Source organism: Psychrobacter sp. 1U1 (genome assembly GCF_051847535.1).
In the GTDB taxonomy this organism is placed as follows: Bacteria; Pseudomonadota; Gammaproteobacteria; order Pseudomonadales; family Moraxellaceae; genus Psychrobacter; species Psychrobacter saeujeotis.
The window spans coordinates 22,460-37,710 of the sequence record NZ_JBPYDD010000005.1; the positions used below are offsets into that span (position 1 = coordinate 22,460).

A 15,251-nucleotide genomic window follows, 5' to 3' on the forward strand; every position below is an offset into this window, starting at 1 on the left:
CGCAGCTCATTGACCTTACTCATTGACCTTAAAGGACACCTCATGCGCTTACTGACGGCAGTTGATCAGTTATTTTTACTTCTTGAGTCGCGTAAACAGCCTATGCATGTGGGCGGCTTGTTTTTGTTTGAACTACCGGTCGACGCTCAAAACGCAGAGGGTGATTTTGTTTATCAGCTGGTAAGACAAATGCAAACCTCTGACGTACCACCAAGCTTTCCGTTCAATCAGGTACTCGAACGGTTGTTGTTTTGGAAGCAAGATGAAGATTTTGATGTTGAGCATCATTTTCGTCATGTTGCCTTGCCAAGACCTGCTCGCGTCCGAGAGCTACTGATGTACGTCTCAAAAGAGCATGGGCGCTTACTTGATCGGGCGATGCCACTATGGGAATGTCATGTTATCGAGGGAATTCAACCAGAGACTGACGATAGTCCTGAACGCTTTGCCCTATACTTTAAGATTCATCACTCATTGGTCGATGGTATCGCTGCCATGCGCCTCATCCAAAAGTCGCTTTCACAGTCACCGTATGAGCCTATGACGCTGCCAGTGTGGTCACTCATGGCACGCCATCGTAATCAAGTAGATGCTCTGATACCTACTGGACGCTCTGTGACTCGTATTATAAAAGAGCAGCTATCTACCATTAAGCCGGTATTTACCGAACTACTGGATAACTTTAAACATCATGGCAAAGACGATTATGTTGGCACCTTTGATGCTCCCATGAGTATATTAAACCAGCGCATCTCTGCCTCACGGCGAATTGCAGCGCAATCTTATGATATGCAGCGCTTTGATGACATCGCTGACAAACTCGATGTCAGTATGAATGATGTGATACTTGCTGTTTGCTCTGGTGCCATACGGCGTTACTTGCTCAAACTTGATGCGTTACCGAATAAACCCTTGATTGCTTTTGTACCGATGTCATTACGCAGCGACAATAGTACCACTGGCAATCAAATCTCATTTGTTTTGGCAAACTTAGGCACGCATTTAGATGACCCTCTTCGTCGACTACAGCTGATCAATGGCAGTATGAATAGTGGAAAACGTCGGTTCCGTCGTATGAATCAAGCACAGGTAATCAACTATAGTGCCATCGCTTATGCGTGGGAAGGCATTAACCTATTAACGGGCATATTCCCCAAAAAACAAGCTTTTAACCTTATTATCTCTAACGTACCTGGGGCTAAAAAGCCACTGTACTGGAACGGCGCACCGCTCAAAGCACTGTATCCAGCTTCTATTATATTGGATGGTCAAGCAATGAACATCACGCTTGCCAGCTATTTAGATAAAGTAGAGTTTTGTATTACCGCTTGTAGCAAGCTGTTGCCGCATGTACAAGACATGCTGGGCTTGATTGAAGAAGAGCTTGCTGTACTAGAAAACGTGAGTAAAGAAAAAGAATTGGGACTACGTGAATAACGTTGAGGGCTGTGAATAACGTTAAAGGTCTCATCTTATAAAATTACCATAAAAAAAGCTGACCCTATCATAGAGTCAGCTTTTTAAATTTTTTAAACACAACTTTTTAAGTACAGTCTTATTGGTGCAATGCCCTTATACAGCGTCACGCCATGTTGGCACCACTATTTGCATCAATGGTTTTAGTAGCTTGACGTTACAAGCAAAAATAGAGCCTGACTTCATGGAGTTATGTGCGCCTGTATGATCAACCACAACGCCGCGTGCCTCTGATACGATAAGCTCACCTGCTGCGATATCCCATGGCTTAATAGACATCTCAAAATAACCATCAAAACGCCCTGCTGCCACATAGCATAAATCAAGTGCTGCCGAACCCAAACGACGCATTTGACCACCTGCCTCAGACACTTTTTGTAAGCTTTCAAAATGCTCTTTGGCAAAAGAGATGACTTCACCATTACGATGACGCTCAAGTGGATGACCAGTCGTAAACAACCCACCATCGATGGTCTTACGCTCGCTTACGTTGATACGGCGCTGGTTTAGACGTGCGCCCTTGCCTCGGCTGGCAGAGAACATCTCATCACGGACAGGGTCATAGACCACACCGTGCTGAGTAACGCCTTTGTACTGCACAGCGATCGATACACAAAACTGCGGTACTCCGTGGACGAAGTTTTTGGTCCCATCAAGTGGATCAATAATCCAGCACCAATCTGCATCCTCACCGCGGCCTTCTTGCATACCAAACTCTTCACCCAAAAACGAATGGTTTGGATAATTGCTTTTGAGGGTCTCGATAGTGAGCTCTTCACTAAAGCGATCAATGCGTGTCACTAAACCGTCGATACCTTTTGACTCGGTATCAAACTCAATTTTGTGGCGATTTTGATGCGCGTGTAGAATCTCTGCACCAACTTTTTCGGCAGTACGCGCTGCGATGACGACCATGGGTTCCATAAATAACCTATCTACTTGTTGAATAAATAAAATGAATGAAGACTACAGATATTACTATTGCTTACATAGCTGGCATACCAATTGTCTGCCAATCTATGCCTTTCTTATACGATCTTAAACAGCCTGATCGCAACATACTAAAAACAAAAAACGATAAATAACAGGCTTACCATGGCTAATGGCCACCATCAAAAATCATGCAAGCTGTAAAAAAATTAGCACCTACGGCAAGCAGGTGTTACGCCAAACTATCATGCTTTGAGCGAAGTCAATAAACGCTGTAACTGTATGACCACGCCATAAGTGTCTAAACCACAATCCGCCAATTGTTCTGCTTGTGAACCATGGGCAATAAAACGATCAGAAATACCAATATTAGCAATAGCTGGACGGCTAACAGCAAATGCAGCAGACGCATTGAGCAAATACTCGTTGACAGCGCTACCTGCACCGCCCATGATCATATGCTCTTCTAAGGTTGCAATATGAGTCACACCTTGCTCAATCAACGTTTCAAGCAAATTGGTATCCAATGGCTTTACCCAGCGCATGTTGACGACTTGCACCTGACAATCACTGGTTGCACCATCAGATGTCAATATCTTGGCCGCTTGCTTGGCCGTCGCTACCATCGTACCAAAGGCCAATAGCGCAAGCTTGTTAGTAGCATGGGCATTTCCCAATACAGTCTCTACCACGGCTTGTCCTATCTTATAGTTCTGTGCTGGACGACTTATCATCGCGCCAGTGCCGATGCCTCGTGGGTAACGAACCGCTGTGCTTCCTTCATACTCATAGCAAGTATTAAGCAGGTGATAGCACTCGTTTTCATCTTTTGGCGCTGCAATAAGCATATTGGGTACGCAGCGCAGAAAAGCCAGATCAAATACGCCGGCATGGGTTGCGCCATCCTCTCCAACAAGACCGGCTCGATCAATCGCGAATGTCACGTCAAGATTTTGCAATGCAATATCGTGAATAAGCTGATCATAACCACGCTGCAAAAAGGTTGAGTATATCGCGACAATGGGCTTGACGCCTTGCGTTGCCATACCGCCCGCAAGTGTCACCGCATGCTGCTCAGCAATGGCCACATCAAAAAACCGCTCTGGGAACTGACGGGCAAAGTCAATCATCCCAGAGCCCTCTTCCATCGCTGGAGTGATCGCTAATAGCCTATTATCTTGTGCCGCTTTATCGCATAAAAACTGCCCAAACACTTGCGAATACTTTAGTTTAGAAGGCTTATCTTTAGTAGCTTCACTCTCGATAGTCGCTTTATCTTTGGCAAAGTCACAGGCGACAATGTCTTCAGCGGGTAATTTGCTAATGGCATGATAACCGACGGGATCGGCTTCCGCAGGTGCAAAACCTTTGCCTTTAGTCGTATAAATATGTACTAGTACTGGTCCTTTTACCTGTTTGGCAAGTGACAATACTCGTAGCAGCTCAGGAATATTGTGACCATCAAAGGGCCCAAAATAGGTAAAACCAATGGCTTTAAACAAATTGTCTTCTAACTGCGGTACATCACGATGTTCACTATGACGTTTGCGTCGATCAAATGCCTGCATGTTTGGACGATGGCGCAGCACCGGTGCCCCTGTATCTGAGATATCAACTTGATAACCTGACTCCCAAAGCATCGCTAAGTGTCGCGAAAACCCACCAATAGAACACGATATCGACATGTCATTGTCATTTAAAATGACCAATAAATCCGCATCTTGCTGTACAGCATCATTCATAGCCTCAAAAGCCATACCACCAGTCATTGCGCCATCACCAATGACACAAGCAACCGTCTGCGGGCGCCCTTGATAGCGTAGCGCCAAGCTCATACCCAAGCCTGCTGAGATAGACGTTGATGAATGTCCTACGCCAAAAGTATCGTAAACGGATTCCACACGCTCAGGGAATGCTGTCAAACCATTTTTGGCGCGTATACTACTGAGCTTATCGCGACGACCAGTGAGGACCTTATGCGCATACGCTTGATGACCCACATCCCAAACAATCTGATCTTGAGGTGTATCAAGCAAATAATGCAGAGCGATAGTCAGTTCAACCACACCCAGATTCGCCCCAAAATGCCCACCACTTTGACCCGCTGAATACAATAAAAACAAGCGCAGCTCATCGACCAACACGATTAATTGCTCAGTGTTGAGTGCTTTGATGTCTACAGGCGCATCAATTGTATCAAGTAGCGGCGTATAAGGACGCGTGCGCGGTATCTGCTTAAAAGTCTGTTGCAAGCCTGATAGGTGTGCAGCAGAATCGGTAGCCAATGGCCTAGATAGCGACGTATGAGGTGACGCAGATGCTGACTGAGACTGTAAAAAATAAGGTGACTGCTGCATAAATCGTACGATACCTACCAAGCTGCTGACAAAGCGCCATCTTACTATATCGTCATACACCGTTATCATATTGATACGGTGTTATGAAACCATCTACAATAGCTAGGTAGTATATACTGCTATTACTTATAGATTGCGATATGCTTAGCGCATCGTCACTGTTTATTAGTATTTACATGAAACTATTTACATGTTTTGTTTAAATGTACCATTATCATAGACATAAAATAAAAGTAACCATGACAATAGTAAATCAATAACCATATATTGCATACTATGCACAAATGACGATACAGTAATATAAGGGCAAAGACTTGTCACTGTATCCGTTAAAATAGTATGGCATAATAGCATTTTTTTTAAACTGTCGCTTTACTCATCGTGCATCGTCTGTGAACTTTGTGTGTTTTTCTCACAATCACGTTGAAAAGTTATCATTATGAACATTATACAATGATAACCAGCTAGTGACAGTTATTATGAACAGGGGTTTTGCAAACATATAGCTTGCTTATCCCGCTCTTCGACACATAGCCGTTACGATACGACTATGGCCTTTATAATTTCTACTGCCACGATGATCGGCCTATGCAGGACATCAATGTCATATCAATTTATTACCAGTGCAAAACTACCCACTCGTCACGGCGAGTTTGACCTTCATGTATTTGAAAATGAAGACGGTCAAGAACACGTGATGCTTAGTGTTGGCCTACCAGTGGTAGACCCTCTGCCAGAAAAAAACACTATGCAAACACGCCCTATAAAACCTCATACCAAGCCAGTAGAGAGCTCTGTACCTTTAGTGCGCATCCATTCTGAATGCTTGACAGGCGATGCTTTTGGCTCGTTAAAATGCGATTGCGGACCACAGCTTAATACGGCTATGGAGGCAATACAAGCGACTGGCTACGGTGCTATTTTATATCTGCGTCAAGAAGGTCGCGGTATTGGATTGACTAATAAAATTCGTGCCTATGCTTTGCAAGATCAAGGCCATGATACCCTAGATGCCAATCTTATGTTAGGGCTGCCTGCTGACGCGCGCATCTATGATATGTGTGGCCCTATGCTTGCTCATGTAGGCGTTGATGAAGTTCGTCTTATTACCAACAACCCGGATAAAGTGTCTTATTTGACGGACAATGGTATCAATGTCGTTGAGCGGGTACCATTGGTGGTCGGGGTCAATGACAGCAACGCCGATTATTTGGCCACCAAACGTGACCGTATGGGTCATCTGCTTGATAAAGAGTTTTATACCAAAGCTCATCTTAATAAATAAACTTATCATCAAAAATCTTTACCAACGGCTATAGTGATAGAAATTTTTATGAGCATTCCCAATCTAAATAGTACAACCAACCACAATACTGATGCTAACGGCAACCAAACCACGCCGACACCTGATGACATCACACGTGTACGTGAGTTTTTGGTTGACCTACAAGCGCGTATTTGTCAAACACTAGAAGCGCAAGAGCGTGACGGCGGCGGCGATGCAACCTTTGTTCCTGACGACTGGGAGCGTCCAGAAGGTGGGGGCGGACGCTCATGTGTTTTAGCAGATGGCAAGGTCATCGAAAAAGCAGGTGTCATGTTTAGCCATATCCATGTTCATAACTTGCCCGCTTCAGCAACTGCTCGTCACCCTAACATTGCCGGTCGCAAGGCACAAGCAATGGGTGTATCTCTAGTCGTACATCCCAAGAATCCAAACGTCCCTACCAGCCACGCTAACGTGCGTTTATTTGTCGCAGAAGCTGCAGGCGAAGACCCTATTTGGTGGTTTGGTGGCGGTTTTGATTTGACGCCGTTCTACCCTGTATTGGCTGACTGTGTTCATTGGCATCAAGTCTGTCATGATCTGTGCGCGCCCTTTGGTGACAGCGTCTATCCTGACTTTAAACAGTGGTGTGATGAGTACTTTCATTTGCGTCATCGAGATGAGCAGCGCGGTATTGGTGGTCTATTCTATGATGATGTCAATACTGAGAGCCGTGGCTGGGATTTTGAGACCTGCTTTGACTTTATGAAAGCGGTAGGTAATGGTTACCTTGAAGGTATCGTGCCTATTTTTGAGCAGCGTAAAGACACCCCTTATACTGATGAGCAGCGCGAATTTCAGCTGTATCGTCGCGGTCGCTATGTCGAGTACAACCTTGTCTATGATCGCGGCACTTTGTTTGGACTTCAAAGTAATGGACGTATCGAGTCTATCTTAGTCAGCATGCCGCCTCTTGCCAGTTGGCATTATCGCTTTGAGCCGATCGAAGGTACACCAGAGTTTGAGCTAACCGATTTTTATCTAAAACCGCGCGATTGGTTGACTTTATAATCCTTGTTGGCATAATGGAGCTTACAATGGTCAATCAGTATTTTTAGTATAATCTATACCGTATAGTGGTCATTGTATTGCTAGTGGTCATTGTATTGCGCTTATACCTAACGATATTTTATAAACTGTCTATTCTTTATGGACAGCATCGTATCCAATTACGAATGAAGGTCAGCTTTTATAGCTGACCTTTATTTTTATAGTGCTATTAATTATAAAGTTACATGCGCTTACAAAAGTGTACGCAAGAGACCTACATCTATCGTAGCTTCCACCGTTACATTAAAGACAATGCATATAGAATAGACACTTATGAGTAACCATTGTTTATAAGCGTCTATTTTATATTTTACATAACCATCTCATTTAAGGATTGGCATTGGTTAGATGCTTCCTATTAGCCACGTATAAAGGAGTTATATACATGACACAAGTTCACGCTAACAAATCGATAAAATCAATCTTCTGCGTTACGCTTATGGCAGCGGCACTTGGCATCACCGCTTGTAGCAGCCCTACTCATCCTGATGTTAAAGCGCGTCAAGATATTATGAAAAATTATGGCGATTCAATGAAGGTCATGGGCGGCATGGTCAAAGAACCAGATACCTTTGACGCTGAAGTATTTCAAGAGCAAGCCGCGTTTTTGGCGGAAGAGTCTAAGACCCCTTGGAATCATTTTGTAGATGCTGAAGCTGTTGGTAATGCAAAAGAAGAAGTTTGGAGCAACAACGATGATTTTATTGCTCGTTCAGAAGATTTCCAACAAGCCAGTGCTGAGCTTAATATGGCGGCATCAACGGCAACCAGCGCCAGCGATATCGAAGATGCTTTTGGTGCGGTTGGTAAAAGCTGTAAGTCATGCCACGATGATTATCAAGTAGAAACAGATAACTAAAACAGTCTAAATCAAAGATCATGGTTAATCATGTGTTGCTGGTGACCATAATCTATCAGGTATGAAGGGTCAGCAGTGCGACTAGCTTCTAGGTTTCGTCAGCGGCAAACAGTACGTTGCGTACCACAGAGCGAGAATCTGCCGACCCACCAAGCGAGCCTGACAGCACTCCCACCGCTGCCAAAAAGGCAGCCAGTCGCATATGAGCGGCAAAGGTAGCGCCGTCTTTATCAGAAGTCCATGTGCTCATCAGTGCATCCGGAAACACAAACACCACCACGCCGTACATCAACACGCCAAACATAAAAAACATACAAATTAAGGTCAGTACCAGTGCCAAATAGGTGGCTGCCGCTGTAACCACTGAACTCTCCGACGTCTGCCCTCGCCGTGTTGCAATCAGCCGAAAAGAAAAAGCTCGATATAGCACAAAGCTGGCTGCCAAAAAACTTGTAATCACAAAGACTGTGAGCTGTCCGTAGGAAACTGAAGCAGCAAAATCCCATGTCTCCCCGCCAAATATAAGGACGATAATCACTGAAAGCGCTGTTGCGATCATGGTTGGTAGCTTGGTGGTAATGCGTAACGGATTCGCTCTAATAGCGCCGCGAAATATTCGAGGAAGGTTGCCTAAGATGTGACGTATGATAAAGGTAAGCTTACCGCCCCTAGAGTAACGATCATTGGCTTCTTGTGGCAAATTTTTGACCATCTGCTGCTGCTGAATCACTGTGAAATGTCGCATGGCGTCAAGATCGTCTGACATCTCCACTCGCGCCAAATAGTTGGTTGGCTCCTTTGTATAGCTTAGGTTGAGCAGTCGCCCAAAGCAGTGCAGCATTATCGTGGTAAGTCGCTCGGTACGAAGCCCTTTTTGTAAAAGCTTGTCCTCTCCATGATCGACCAAGCGGCGCGTGGAGATTACAGCCACGTTCGTAAGCTGCGATGGCAGCGCAAGAAGGTAGGACATCGACGCGGCGGCAATCTCAACATCTGTAACGATAAGCAAAAAGGCCAGTTTGCGTTCAGTCTTTTCGTTGATACCGATCTGTACAAAGTCGAGGGCTTGGTAGCCTTGCCTGCTAGGAGTAAGGCTATGCCCTGTAAAGGAAAACGACGACACCTCAATATCCAACGTCTTTTGGACAACTTGATTAAACGCAACCATAGCTGCTTCAGTTAAGGTATCTAAAGCACTGTGGTCTTGTTTTTGAGCCACGCTAAGTTTCATGACTCCAAGGGCGATGGTTCTTTTAGTCATAGGCAAAGACTACTCAACGTAGACAAACATTGTGGCCAAAGCAGAGGCCTTATTGTAATCAAGCTATTTTTCAGCTTTATCGGTATTAACAGCTTGATGTTCATTTAATCTATTGACGATGGCTTTTACTGAAGGATCGCTTAGATCTATCGTCCTTATTGGGAAGGGGATATTGATATCTGCTGCATCCAGCGCTGTCTTAATCTCAACGATGACTTGATGAATCGAGGCGACTTTGTTTGCTTGAGTACCATCTTCGATAAACCAGCGTACTGTCAGATCTATAGACGAGCCACCAAAGCCAGTTGCGATAACACTTGGTTTAGCTTTCGTCGATACGCTATCGGCCTTATCTAACGCACGTAAAATCTCCGCTTTTGCCGTCTCAATATCGTCTTCATAGCCGATACCGACTGCCACTTGCAGACGGCGCTGCTTATACGCCGTATTGACAGTCAATGCTGACGTATACAGATCTGAGTTTGGAATGACCACTTGCCGACCATCATAAGTCCTGATAGTCGTCGCACGGATTTTGATGTCTTCAACAGTCCCTTCATAATCGCCTGAGACAATCTGATCGCCGATACGAAAGGGTTCTGAGAGCAGCAGCAAAATACCAGAGAGCAGGTTTTGAAAAATATCTTTAAACGCAAAGCCAATGGCGACCGAACCGATACCAAGTGCACCAATCAGCTTGGCAGGCGTAAAACCTGGCACTGCAATGACCATGGCTATCATAAAGCCAATAAAAATAATCAGTGCCCCGCCTACCCGCTGAAACACTTTGACCAGATTTTGATGTCGACTCCGACTACCTAATAGTTTGTGAACGATTTTTTTAAATACTATTGATAAAAACCAAAAAATTAGGATAACGATAATTGATGCAACAAAATATGGAATACGCTCGACAAAACCAACCAATATCTCATTTGCTGAATCTATGATGCTATGATACGTCAGCTCATCGGGCGTGGTAGCTGGATCAAAAGCAATGGTGTCTGCCTCAGGGCTAGGCATATAGGGGAAGCTCCTTAAGTTATTTACCTTTTTTATTAAGTCATTGTCTTTCAGTCATTGTCTTTTGGACGCTGCAATTTAACGCATCAAGTCAGCTTGTACAATCTCAATCCAGTAACCATCGACATCTTTGATAAAGGCGATATTTTTCATACTGCCATCTTCAGGACGTTTTTTAAATTCCACATCGTTTGTATCAAACCAAGCTATCGCTTCATCTAAATTGGGTACGCTAAAGCAAATATGACCAAAGCCTTGCGGCTCGCTATTGCCATCATGGTAGCTAAAGTCGGTCTTGTTTTCAGTACCATAGTTGTGGGTCAGCTCTAAAATACCGCGTTGACGGAACGCAAAGATTTCCAAGTCACTACCTGCTGGCAAGTTTTCGCGCTCGCTTTCTGTCAGCTTGGCTAAAAAGTATAAATCAAATTCCATATCAGGGAATTTTTTGACTGCTAACAACGTCATGCCAAGCACGCCAGTATAAAACTCAAGTGACTTGGCAGGGTCTTTTACCCGTAGCATAGTGTGGTTAAATGTAAAACCTGTGGTTTGAGCGGCGATGGATTGGACACCATTTGCATTTACGCTACTCGTAGGTTGAGTTATCGTTGCTTTGTTGTCGTCGGTTGTCGAGTTAGAAGCTAAATTAGACATAATCATCCTAATAAGTGACAAAAAGTGATTGGGAAGCTAGCAAACCACTGTAACTATAGTAGCGATCTGCTAAGCCACTTCATCGTAATAAAAATTCATAAAACTATTGATAAAGTTTTGTAAGAGCGTGTCTTTAATATGCTGAGCTTATGATACTGACTAGTTCTCTAAAAACCGTACTTTTCCTGTCTCTAAGTCATACTCTGCACCAACGATAAGCAGCTGACCACTATTGGTTAGATCTTCTAGCGCACGCGAACCATGTTTTAGTTGACTGACTGACATACGCACATTAGCACTGATAGAACGCTCAAGTAATTCGTCCGCATCTACGTCTTGACCATTGGCCGTCGCAAGCTCATGCAAGTTATAAACGCTTGGGCGAATACGATCGACGATAGATTGTAAGTTGGGCGTATAGTTCTGCTCAGGGTTGATAAGCGCTTCAACACAAGCCGTCACCGCACCGCAGTGTGAATGTCCGAGCACCACCACCAGCTTGGTACCGAACTTTTCGGCTGCAAACTCGATTGAACCGATTTGTGATGGTGCCACCACATTACCTGCTACCCGAATGACAAATAAATCACCCAAACCTTGATCAAAGACAATCTCAACGGGCACGCGTGCATCTGAGCAGCCCAAAATTATCGCTAGTGGATCTTGATCATTGACAAGCTCAGGGCGTCTTTGCATACAGGGGTCGGTATTAGTCAGGCTATCGACGTAACGTGCGTTGCCTTCTTTTAAAAGCTCGAGTGCTTCTTGACCTGTTTTTGGGCGTGTATCATTCGGCATAAAGTGTCCTTAATTATTGATAATTATTAGAGCATTAAATGGCTTTAGATTTATTTTCTAGCGATTACTTAGCTCGTGGTCTATTAGTAATTCTTAAGCCTTTTGGCTCATTATATTGGTCAGCCATGAAGTAATTGTATAGGAATAGAGGCTAAAAAATGATAAAAAAATTGTGTTAAAGTCATTTTTTCAATTAAAAACTAGAAGTAGTCTCTAGAGAGTATTAGATTTTCGCGTACGTTTCGGCTTTACACAAATGATGAACCTCTCAAATTATACATAGAAATACTAGGAAGATGCTTTAAAAAGTAGCAACACTTTTGCCGTCACAGCCTACGCAACAAATAACGAACTTGGCTTAATTTATATTAAGGGTTTGTTATAATGTATAGTAACCAGACCACGCTTATGCTTTGCCAAACCACGTTGTTTACAGTGTCTTATCTTAAAAGATGTACTGACATGCTGGACACTTAGGAACGAATATTATGACCGACTCATCTACGAATACGCCCTACAACCTTGCATCATCTGACACTGTACTGTTACAACTGACTGGTCTTAAAAAAACTTACTATCAAACAGAAGTATTAAAAGACATCAACCTCGATATCCAGCATGGTGAGTTTTTAACCTTACTTGGGCCATCAGGCTGCGGTAAAACTACGCTGCTACGCCTAATTGCTGGGTTTGAGCAGCCAACGGCAGGGGCGATTTATTTAGATGGCGTACAGATGGCAGGTCTGCCCGCCGATAAGCGTCCGGTTAATACTGTGTTTCAGCAGTATGCGTTGTTTCCACATATGAGTGTCGCACAAAATGTCGCTTATGGTCTTAAACTCAAAAAAGTCCCCAAAGCTGAGATTCAAACGCGGGTGCGCGAGATGCTGGCGATGGTACAGCTCGAGCACTTAGCCAATCGCAAGCCGCAAGATTTGTCTGGTGGTCAGCAGCAGCGCGTCGCCATTGCGCGTGCGGTGATTAATCGCCCTAAGTTGCTACTGCTTGATGAGCCACTATCAGCGCTTGATCACAAGCTGCGTCTGCAGATGCAATCTGAGCTAAAAAGGTTGCAACGAGAATTAGGTATTACTTTCGTTTTCGTCACTCACGACCAAGAAGAAGCGCTATCTATGTCAGACCGTATCGCGGTGATGAAAGATGGTAGGTTTCAACAAATTGGCACCCCTATTGAGATTTATGAAACCCCTGCCAACTTGTTTACTGCCAAATTCATTGGTGAGACCAACCTATTTAAAGCAGAGGTCAAAGGCGTCTATCCCAAACAGCCAGATCGAGATGGTCGCGTGACCAATGGTCGTATCGAAGTCGAGGTTTGTGAAGCACAGGCGCAAGATGGGCCAACGACATTACGTAATTTGCGCCGCCCTGATTTTGCCAATGATGTACAGATGGGCGATATCGTCAACCTACTGCTTCGTCCTGAAGATTTACGCATTTATGATCCCAATGATAAAGAACATGGCGGCTTACTCGGTCGCGTCATTGAGAGTAACTATAAAGGCAGTACCTTAGACTCGATTATCGAGCTGGCCAATGGTCATATCATCAAAGCCTCTGAGTTTTTTGATGAAGACGATCCTAGCTTTGATTATAAGCTCAATGAAGCGGTCAAGGTGGCGTGGGTCGATGGCTGGGAGTGGGTATTGCCCGAAGACCATTTAACAGAACCACAAGCACCTGAGCAAAGCGCGGCTATACAAAAAACAGCCATACAAAAGGATGTCAGCTAATGGCGCGTACTAGCCGTTTTAACTTGGGTAATAAAAGCCCGTTTCGTACTGCAACGCTATGGCTCATCTGGGGTTGGCTGCTGATATTTGCTTTATTGCCAAATATCTTGGTCATCGCGGTCAGTTTTTTGACCCGTGATAGCAGCGCCTTTATCAGTTTGCCCGTCAATATCGACAGCTATCTACGTATGGTGGATCCGCTGTATTTTGAGGTGTTTGTCCACTCTCTCTGGATGGCTGGTATCACCACGGTGATCTGTTTATTGCTCGGCTATCCGTTTGCCTGGCTGGTCTCCAAAGCCCAAACGCGCTGGCAGCCACTGCTGATGATGCTTTTAATTTTGCCGTTTTGGACCAACTCTTTGGTGCGGACTTACGCGCTCAAATTATTGTTTGCCAATAATGGTTTGATCAATAAATCCCTACTGACGCTGGGTATCATCGACGCGCCTATCGATATCTTGTACACGCAGGGCGCGGTGATAGCAGGCCTGACTTATCTACTGTTCCCGTTTATGGTTCTGCCGCTCTATGCGGTCTTTACCGATTTGCGTAATGATATGCTGCTGGCCTCGCAAGATTTGGGCGCATCGAAAACCCAGACCTTTTGGCACGTTGTGCTGCCATTGACCACGCCTGGGATTATCTCAGGGGTGCTTTTGGTACTGCTGCCTGCGATGGGGATGTTTTATGTGGCGGACGTGCTGGGCGGCTCGCGTAACCTGCTGGTGGGCAATATCATCAAAAACCAGTTTTTGGACGCGCGTGATTGGCCCTTTGGTGCAGCGGCCAGTGTATTATTGACGCTGGCAATGGCCGTGCTATTGCTCGCTTACCGTGCCAGTAGCCGCCGCATTGGCAAGACAGATTTTAATGAGGTGGCCTAATGCCTGATAACCAACGCCACATCAAACCATCGAGCCTCGGCAGTATCGCGGCCAAAGGCTATCTTGGTCTGATTTATGCTTTGCTATATTTGCCCATCATTGTCTTGGTGGTGATGTCATTTAATAAATCAAAAATAGGCTACAACTGGGGCGGCTTTAGCCTCAAATGGTACGAGTCGCTATTCAATAACCAAGCGATGCTCGATGCATTTTGGCATTCTATCGTCTTAGGTTTGGTTGCCGCCACCGTCTCAACCCTAATCGGTACGCTCACCGCCCTTGCCCTACATCGTTACGACTTTCGCGGCAAAGGCTTGTTAAACGGGCTGTTATTTGTGCTGATGATGTCGCCTGAAATTGTCCTTGCGATTTCACTGTTGGCCTTATTTTTGTTAATTGGTCTGCAGTTAGGCTTTGTCTCGCTGCTGCTCGCCCATATCACCTTTTGCTTGCCCTTTGTGGTCATTACTGTGTTTGCACGTCTGAGCAGCTTGGATGAGCGCTTGATGGAAGCGGCGCGCGACTTGGGTGCTAGTGAATCGACCATGGTACGCACCGTCCTAATTCCTGTCATCTTGCCGGCGGTAATGGCAGGTTGGTTACTGGCCTTTACCTTATCACTCGATGATGTGGTGGTGTCGACCTTTGTCACGGGGCCTAGCTATGAGATTTTACCGCTGCGGATTTATTCGATGGTACGCGTCGGCCTCAAACCTGAGGTCAACGCCATAGGTACGTTACTACTGGTAGCCTCTTTGGTACTGGTCGTCATCTCACAGTTATTATTACGGCGACGCTAGATGCTGTAGGCTGGCCAATAGCAAGCACTTGATGAAAATATTTGAGTGGAATTCACTGCTACATTAGTTATA

Annotated in this window: 13 protein-coding genes; 7 read left to right on the forward strand and 6 right to left on the reverse strand. The window is 44.9% G+C overall.

The genetic code is table 11. The features are described from left to right. Positions 1–42 precede the first annotated feature (42 nt). A complete protein-coding gene (locus ACS8FB_RS08645; protein WP_439262183.1) occupies positions 43–1,437 on the forward strand; it encodes a WS/DGAT/MGAT family O-acyltransferase in 1,395 nt (464 codons plus the stop codon). A 135-nt stretch (positions 1,438–1,572) separates the two neighbouring features. On the opposite strand, the gene ACS8FB_RS08650 is transcribed toward ACS8FB_RS08645, so the two are convergent. Next, the gene (locus tag ACS8FB_RS08650; protein ID WP_439262185.1) at positions 1,573–2,400 is read right to left on the reverse strand and encodes an inositol monophosphatase family protein; all 828 of its coding nucleotides are present in this window, start codon (positions 2,398–2,400) and stop codon (positions 1,573–1,575) included. A 251-nt stretch (positions 2,401–2,651) separates the two neighbouring features. Next, the gene (gene dxs / locus ACS8FB_RS08655) at positions 2,652–4,763 is read right to left on the reverse strand and encodes a 1-deoxy-D-xylulose-5-phosphate synthase (RefSeq protein ID WP_439262604.1); all 2,112 of its coding nucleotides are present in this window, start codon (positions 4,761–4,763) and stop codon (positions 2,652–2,654) included. A 601-nt stretch (positions 4,764–5,364) separates the two neighbouring features. Here dxs and ribA point away from each other — a divergent pair. The 3 genes from ribA to ACS8FB_RS08670 all read left to right on the forward strand — a co-directional run bounded on the left by ribA (position 5,365) and on the right by ACS8FB_RS08670 (position 7,999). Continuing rightward, the gene (gene ribA, locus ACS8FB_RS08660; protein ID WP_439262187.1) at positions 5,365–6,048 is read left to right on the forward strand and encodes a GTP cyclohydrolase II; all 684 of its coding nucleotides are present in this window, start codon (positions 5,365–5,367) and stop codon (positions 6,046–6,048) included. 48 nt (positions 6,049–6,096) lie between these two features. Then, positions 6,097–7,101, forward strand: coding sequence for an oxygen-dependent coproporphyrinogen oxidase (gene hemF, locus ACS8FB_RS08665; protein ID WP_439262189.1), 1,005 nt, complete (start codon positions 6,097–6,099; stop codon positions 7,099–7,101). A 424-nt stretch (positions 7,102–7,525) separates the two neighbouring features. Then, positions 7,526–7,999 (forward strand): c-type cytochrome, encoded by a 474-nt coding sequence (locus tag ACS8FB_RS08670; RefSeq protein WP_439262191.1) that lies wholly within the window; start codon positions 7,526–7,528, stop codon positions 7,997–7,999. Between the two features lie 88 nt (positions 8,000–8,087). Here the strand turns inward: ACS8FB_RS08670 and ACS8FB_RS08675 are convergent, their stop codons facing one another. The 4 genes from ACS8FB_RS08675 to ACS8FB_RS08690 form a co-directional block, all read right to left on the reverse strand. Further along, the gene (locus tag ACS8FB_RS08675; protein ID WP_439262193.1) at positions 8,088–9,260 is read right to left on the reverse strand and encodes a hypothetical protein; all 1,173 of its coding nucleotides are present in this window, start codon (positions 9,258–9,260) and stop codon (positions 8,088–8,090) included. Positions 9,261–9,323: 63 nt separating this feature from the next. Beyond that, positions 9,324–10,283: a mechanosensitive ion channel family protein gene (locus ACS8FB_RS08680; protein WP_439262195.1), complete on the reverse strand. Its 960-nt coding sequence runs from the start codon at positions 10,281–10,283 to the stop codon at positions 9,324–9,326. 78 nt (positions 10,284–10,361) lie between these two features. Continuing rightward, positions 10,362–10,940 (reverse strand): lactoylglutathione lyase, encoded by a 579-nt coding sequence (gene gloA / locus ACS8FB_RS08685; protein WP_299218371.1) that lies wholly within the window; start codon positions 10,938–10,940, stop codon positions 10,362–10,364. A 159-nt stretch (positions 10,941–11,099) separates the two neighbouring features. Next, positions 11,100–11,738, reverse strand: coding sequence for a carbonic anhydrase (locus ACS8FB_RS08690; RefSeq protein ID WP_439262197.1), 639 nt, complete (start codon positions 11,736–11,738; stop codon positions 11,100–11,102). A 488-nt stretch (positions 11,739–12,226) separates the two neighbouring features. On the opposite strand from ACS8FB_RS08690, the gene potA reads away from it, so the two are divergent. From potA to potC, 3 genes are read left to right on the forward strand one after another with little or no spacing between them, the layout of a single operon-like run. Continuing rightward, positions 12,227–13,492 carry a spermidine/putrescine ABC transporter ATP-binding protein PotA gene (gene potA / locus ACS8FB_RS08695; RefSeq protein WP_439262199.1) on the forward strand — a complete coding sequence of 422 codons (1,266 nt, stop codon included), beginning with the start codon at positions 12,227–12,229 and terminating at the stop codon, positions 13,490–13,492. After that, positions 13,492–14,379 (forward strand): spermidine/putrescine ABC transporter permease PotB, encoded by an 888-nt coding sequence (gene potB, locus ACS8FB_RS08700; protein ID WP_439262201.1) that lies wholly within the window; start codon positions 13,492–13,494, stop codon positions 14,377–14,379. Before potA ends, potB begins: the two co-directional genes overlap by 1 nt. Beyond that, positions 14,379–15,179, forward strand: coding sequence for a spermidine/putrescine ABC transporter permease PotC (gene potC, locus ACS8FB_RS08705; protein WP_317053009.1), 801 nt, complete (start codon positions 14,379–14,381; stop codon positions 15,177–15,179). Before potB ends, potC begins: the two co-directional genes overlap by 1 nt. Positions 15,180–15,251 lie beyond the last annotated feature (72 nt).

Coding starts and splice junctions, on each gene's coding strand:
- ACS8FB_RS08670 (WP_439262191.1), top strand. CDS start 7,526: ATGACACAAGTTCACGCTAACAAATCGATAAAATCAATCTTCTGCGTT.
- ACS8FB_RS08680 (WP_439262195.1), bottom strand. CDS start 10,283: ATGCCTAGCCCTGAGGCAGACACCATTGCTTTTGATCCAGCTACCACG.
- gloA (WP_299218371.1), bottom strand. CDS start 10,940: ATGTCTAATTTAGCTTCTAACTCGACAACCGACGACAACAAAGCAACG.
- ACS8FB_RS08675 (WP_439262193.1), bottom strand. CDS start 9,260: ATGACTAAAAGAACCATCGCCCTTGGAGTCATGAAACTTAGCGTGGCT.
- ACS8FB_RS08645 (WP_439262183.1), top strand. CDS start 43: ATGCGCTTACTGACGGCAGTTGATCAGTTATTTTTACTTCTTGAGTCG.
- hemF (WP_439262189.1), top strand. CDS start 6,097: ATGAGCATTCCCAATCTAAATAGTACAACCAACCACAATACTGATGCT.
- potB (WP_439262201.1), top strand. CDS start 13,492: ATGGCGCGTACTAGCCGTTTTAACTTGGGTAATAAAAGCCCGTTTCGT.
- dxs (WP_439262604.1), bottom strand. CDS start 4,763: ATGCAGCAGTCACCTTATTTTTTACAGTCTCAGTCAGCATCTGCGTCA.
- ACS8FB_RS08650 (WP_439262185.1), bottom strand. CDS start 2,400: ATGGAACCCATGGTCGTCATCGCAGCGCGTACTGCCGAAAAAGTTGGT.
- potC (WP_317053009.1), top strand. CDS start 14,379: ATGCCTGATAACCAACGCCACATCAAACCATCGAGCCTCGGCAGTATC.
- potA (WP_439262199.1), top strand. CDS start 12,227: ATGACCGACTCATCTACGAATACGCCCTACAACCTTGCATCATCTGAC.
- ACS8FB_RS08690 (WP_439262197.1), bottom strand. CDS start 11,738: ATGCCGAATGATACACGCCCAAAAACAGGTCAAGAAGCACTCGAGCTT.
- ribA (WP_439262187.1), top strand. CDS start 5,365: ATGTCATATCAATTTATTACCAGTGCAAAACTACCCACTCGTCACGGC.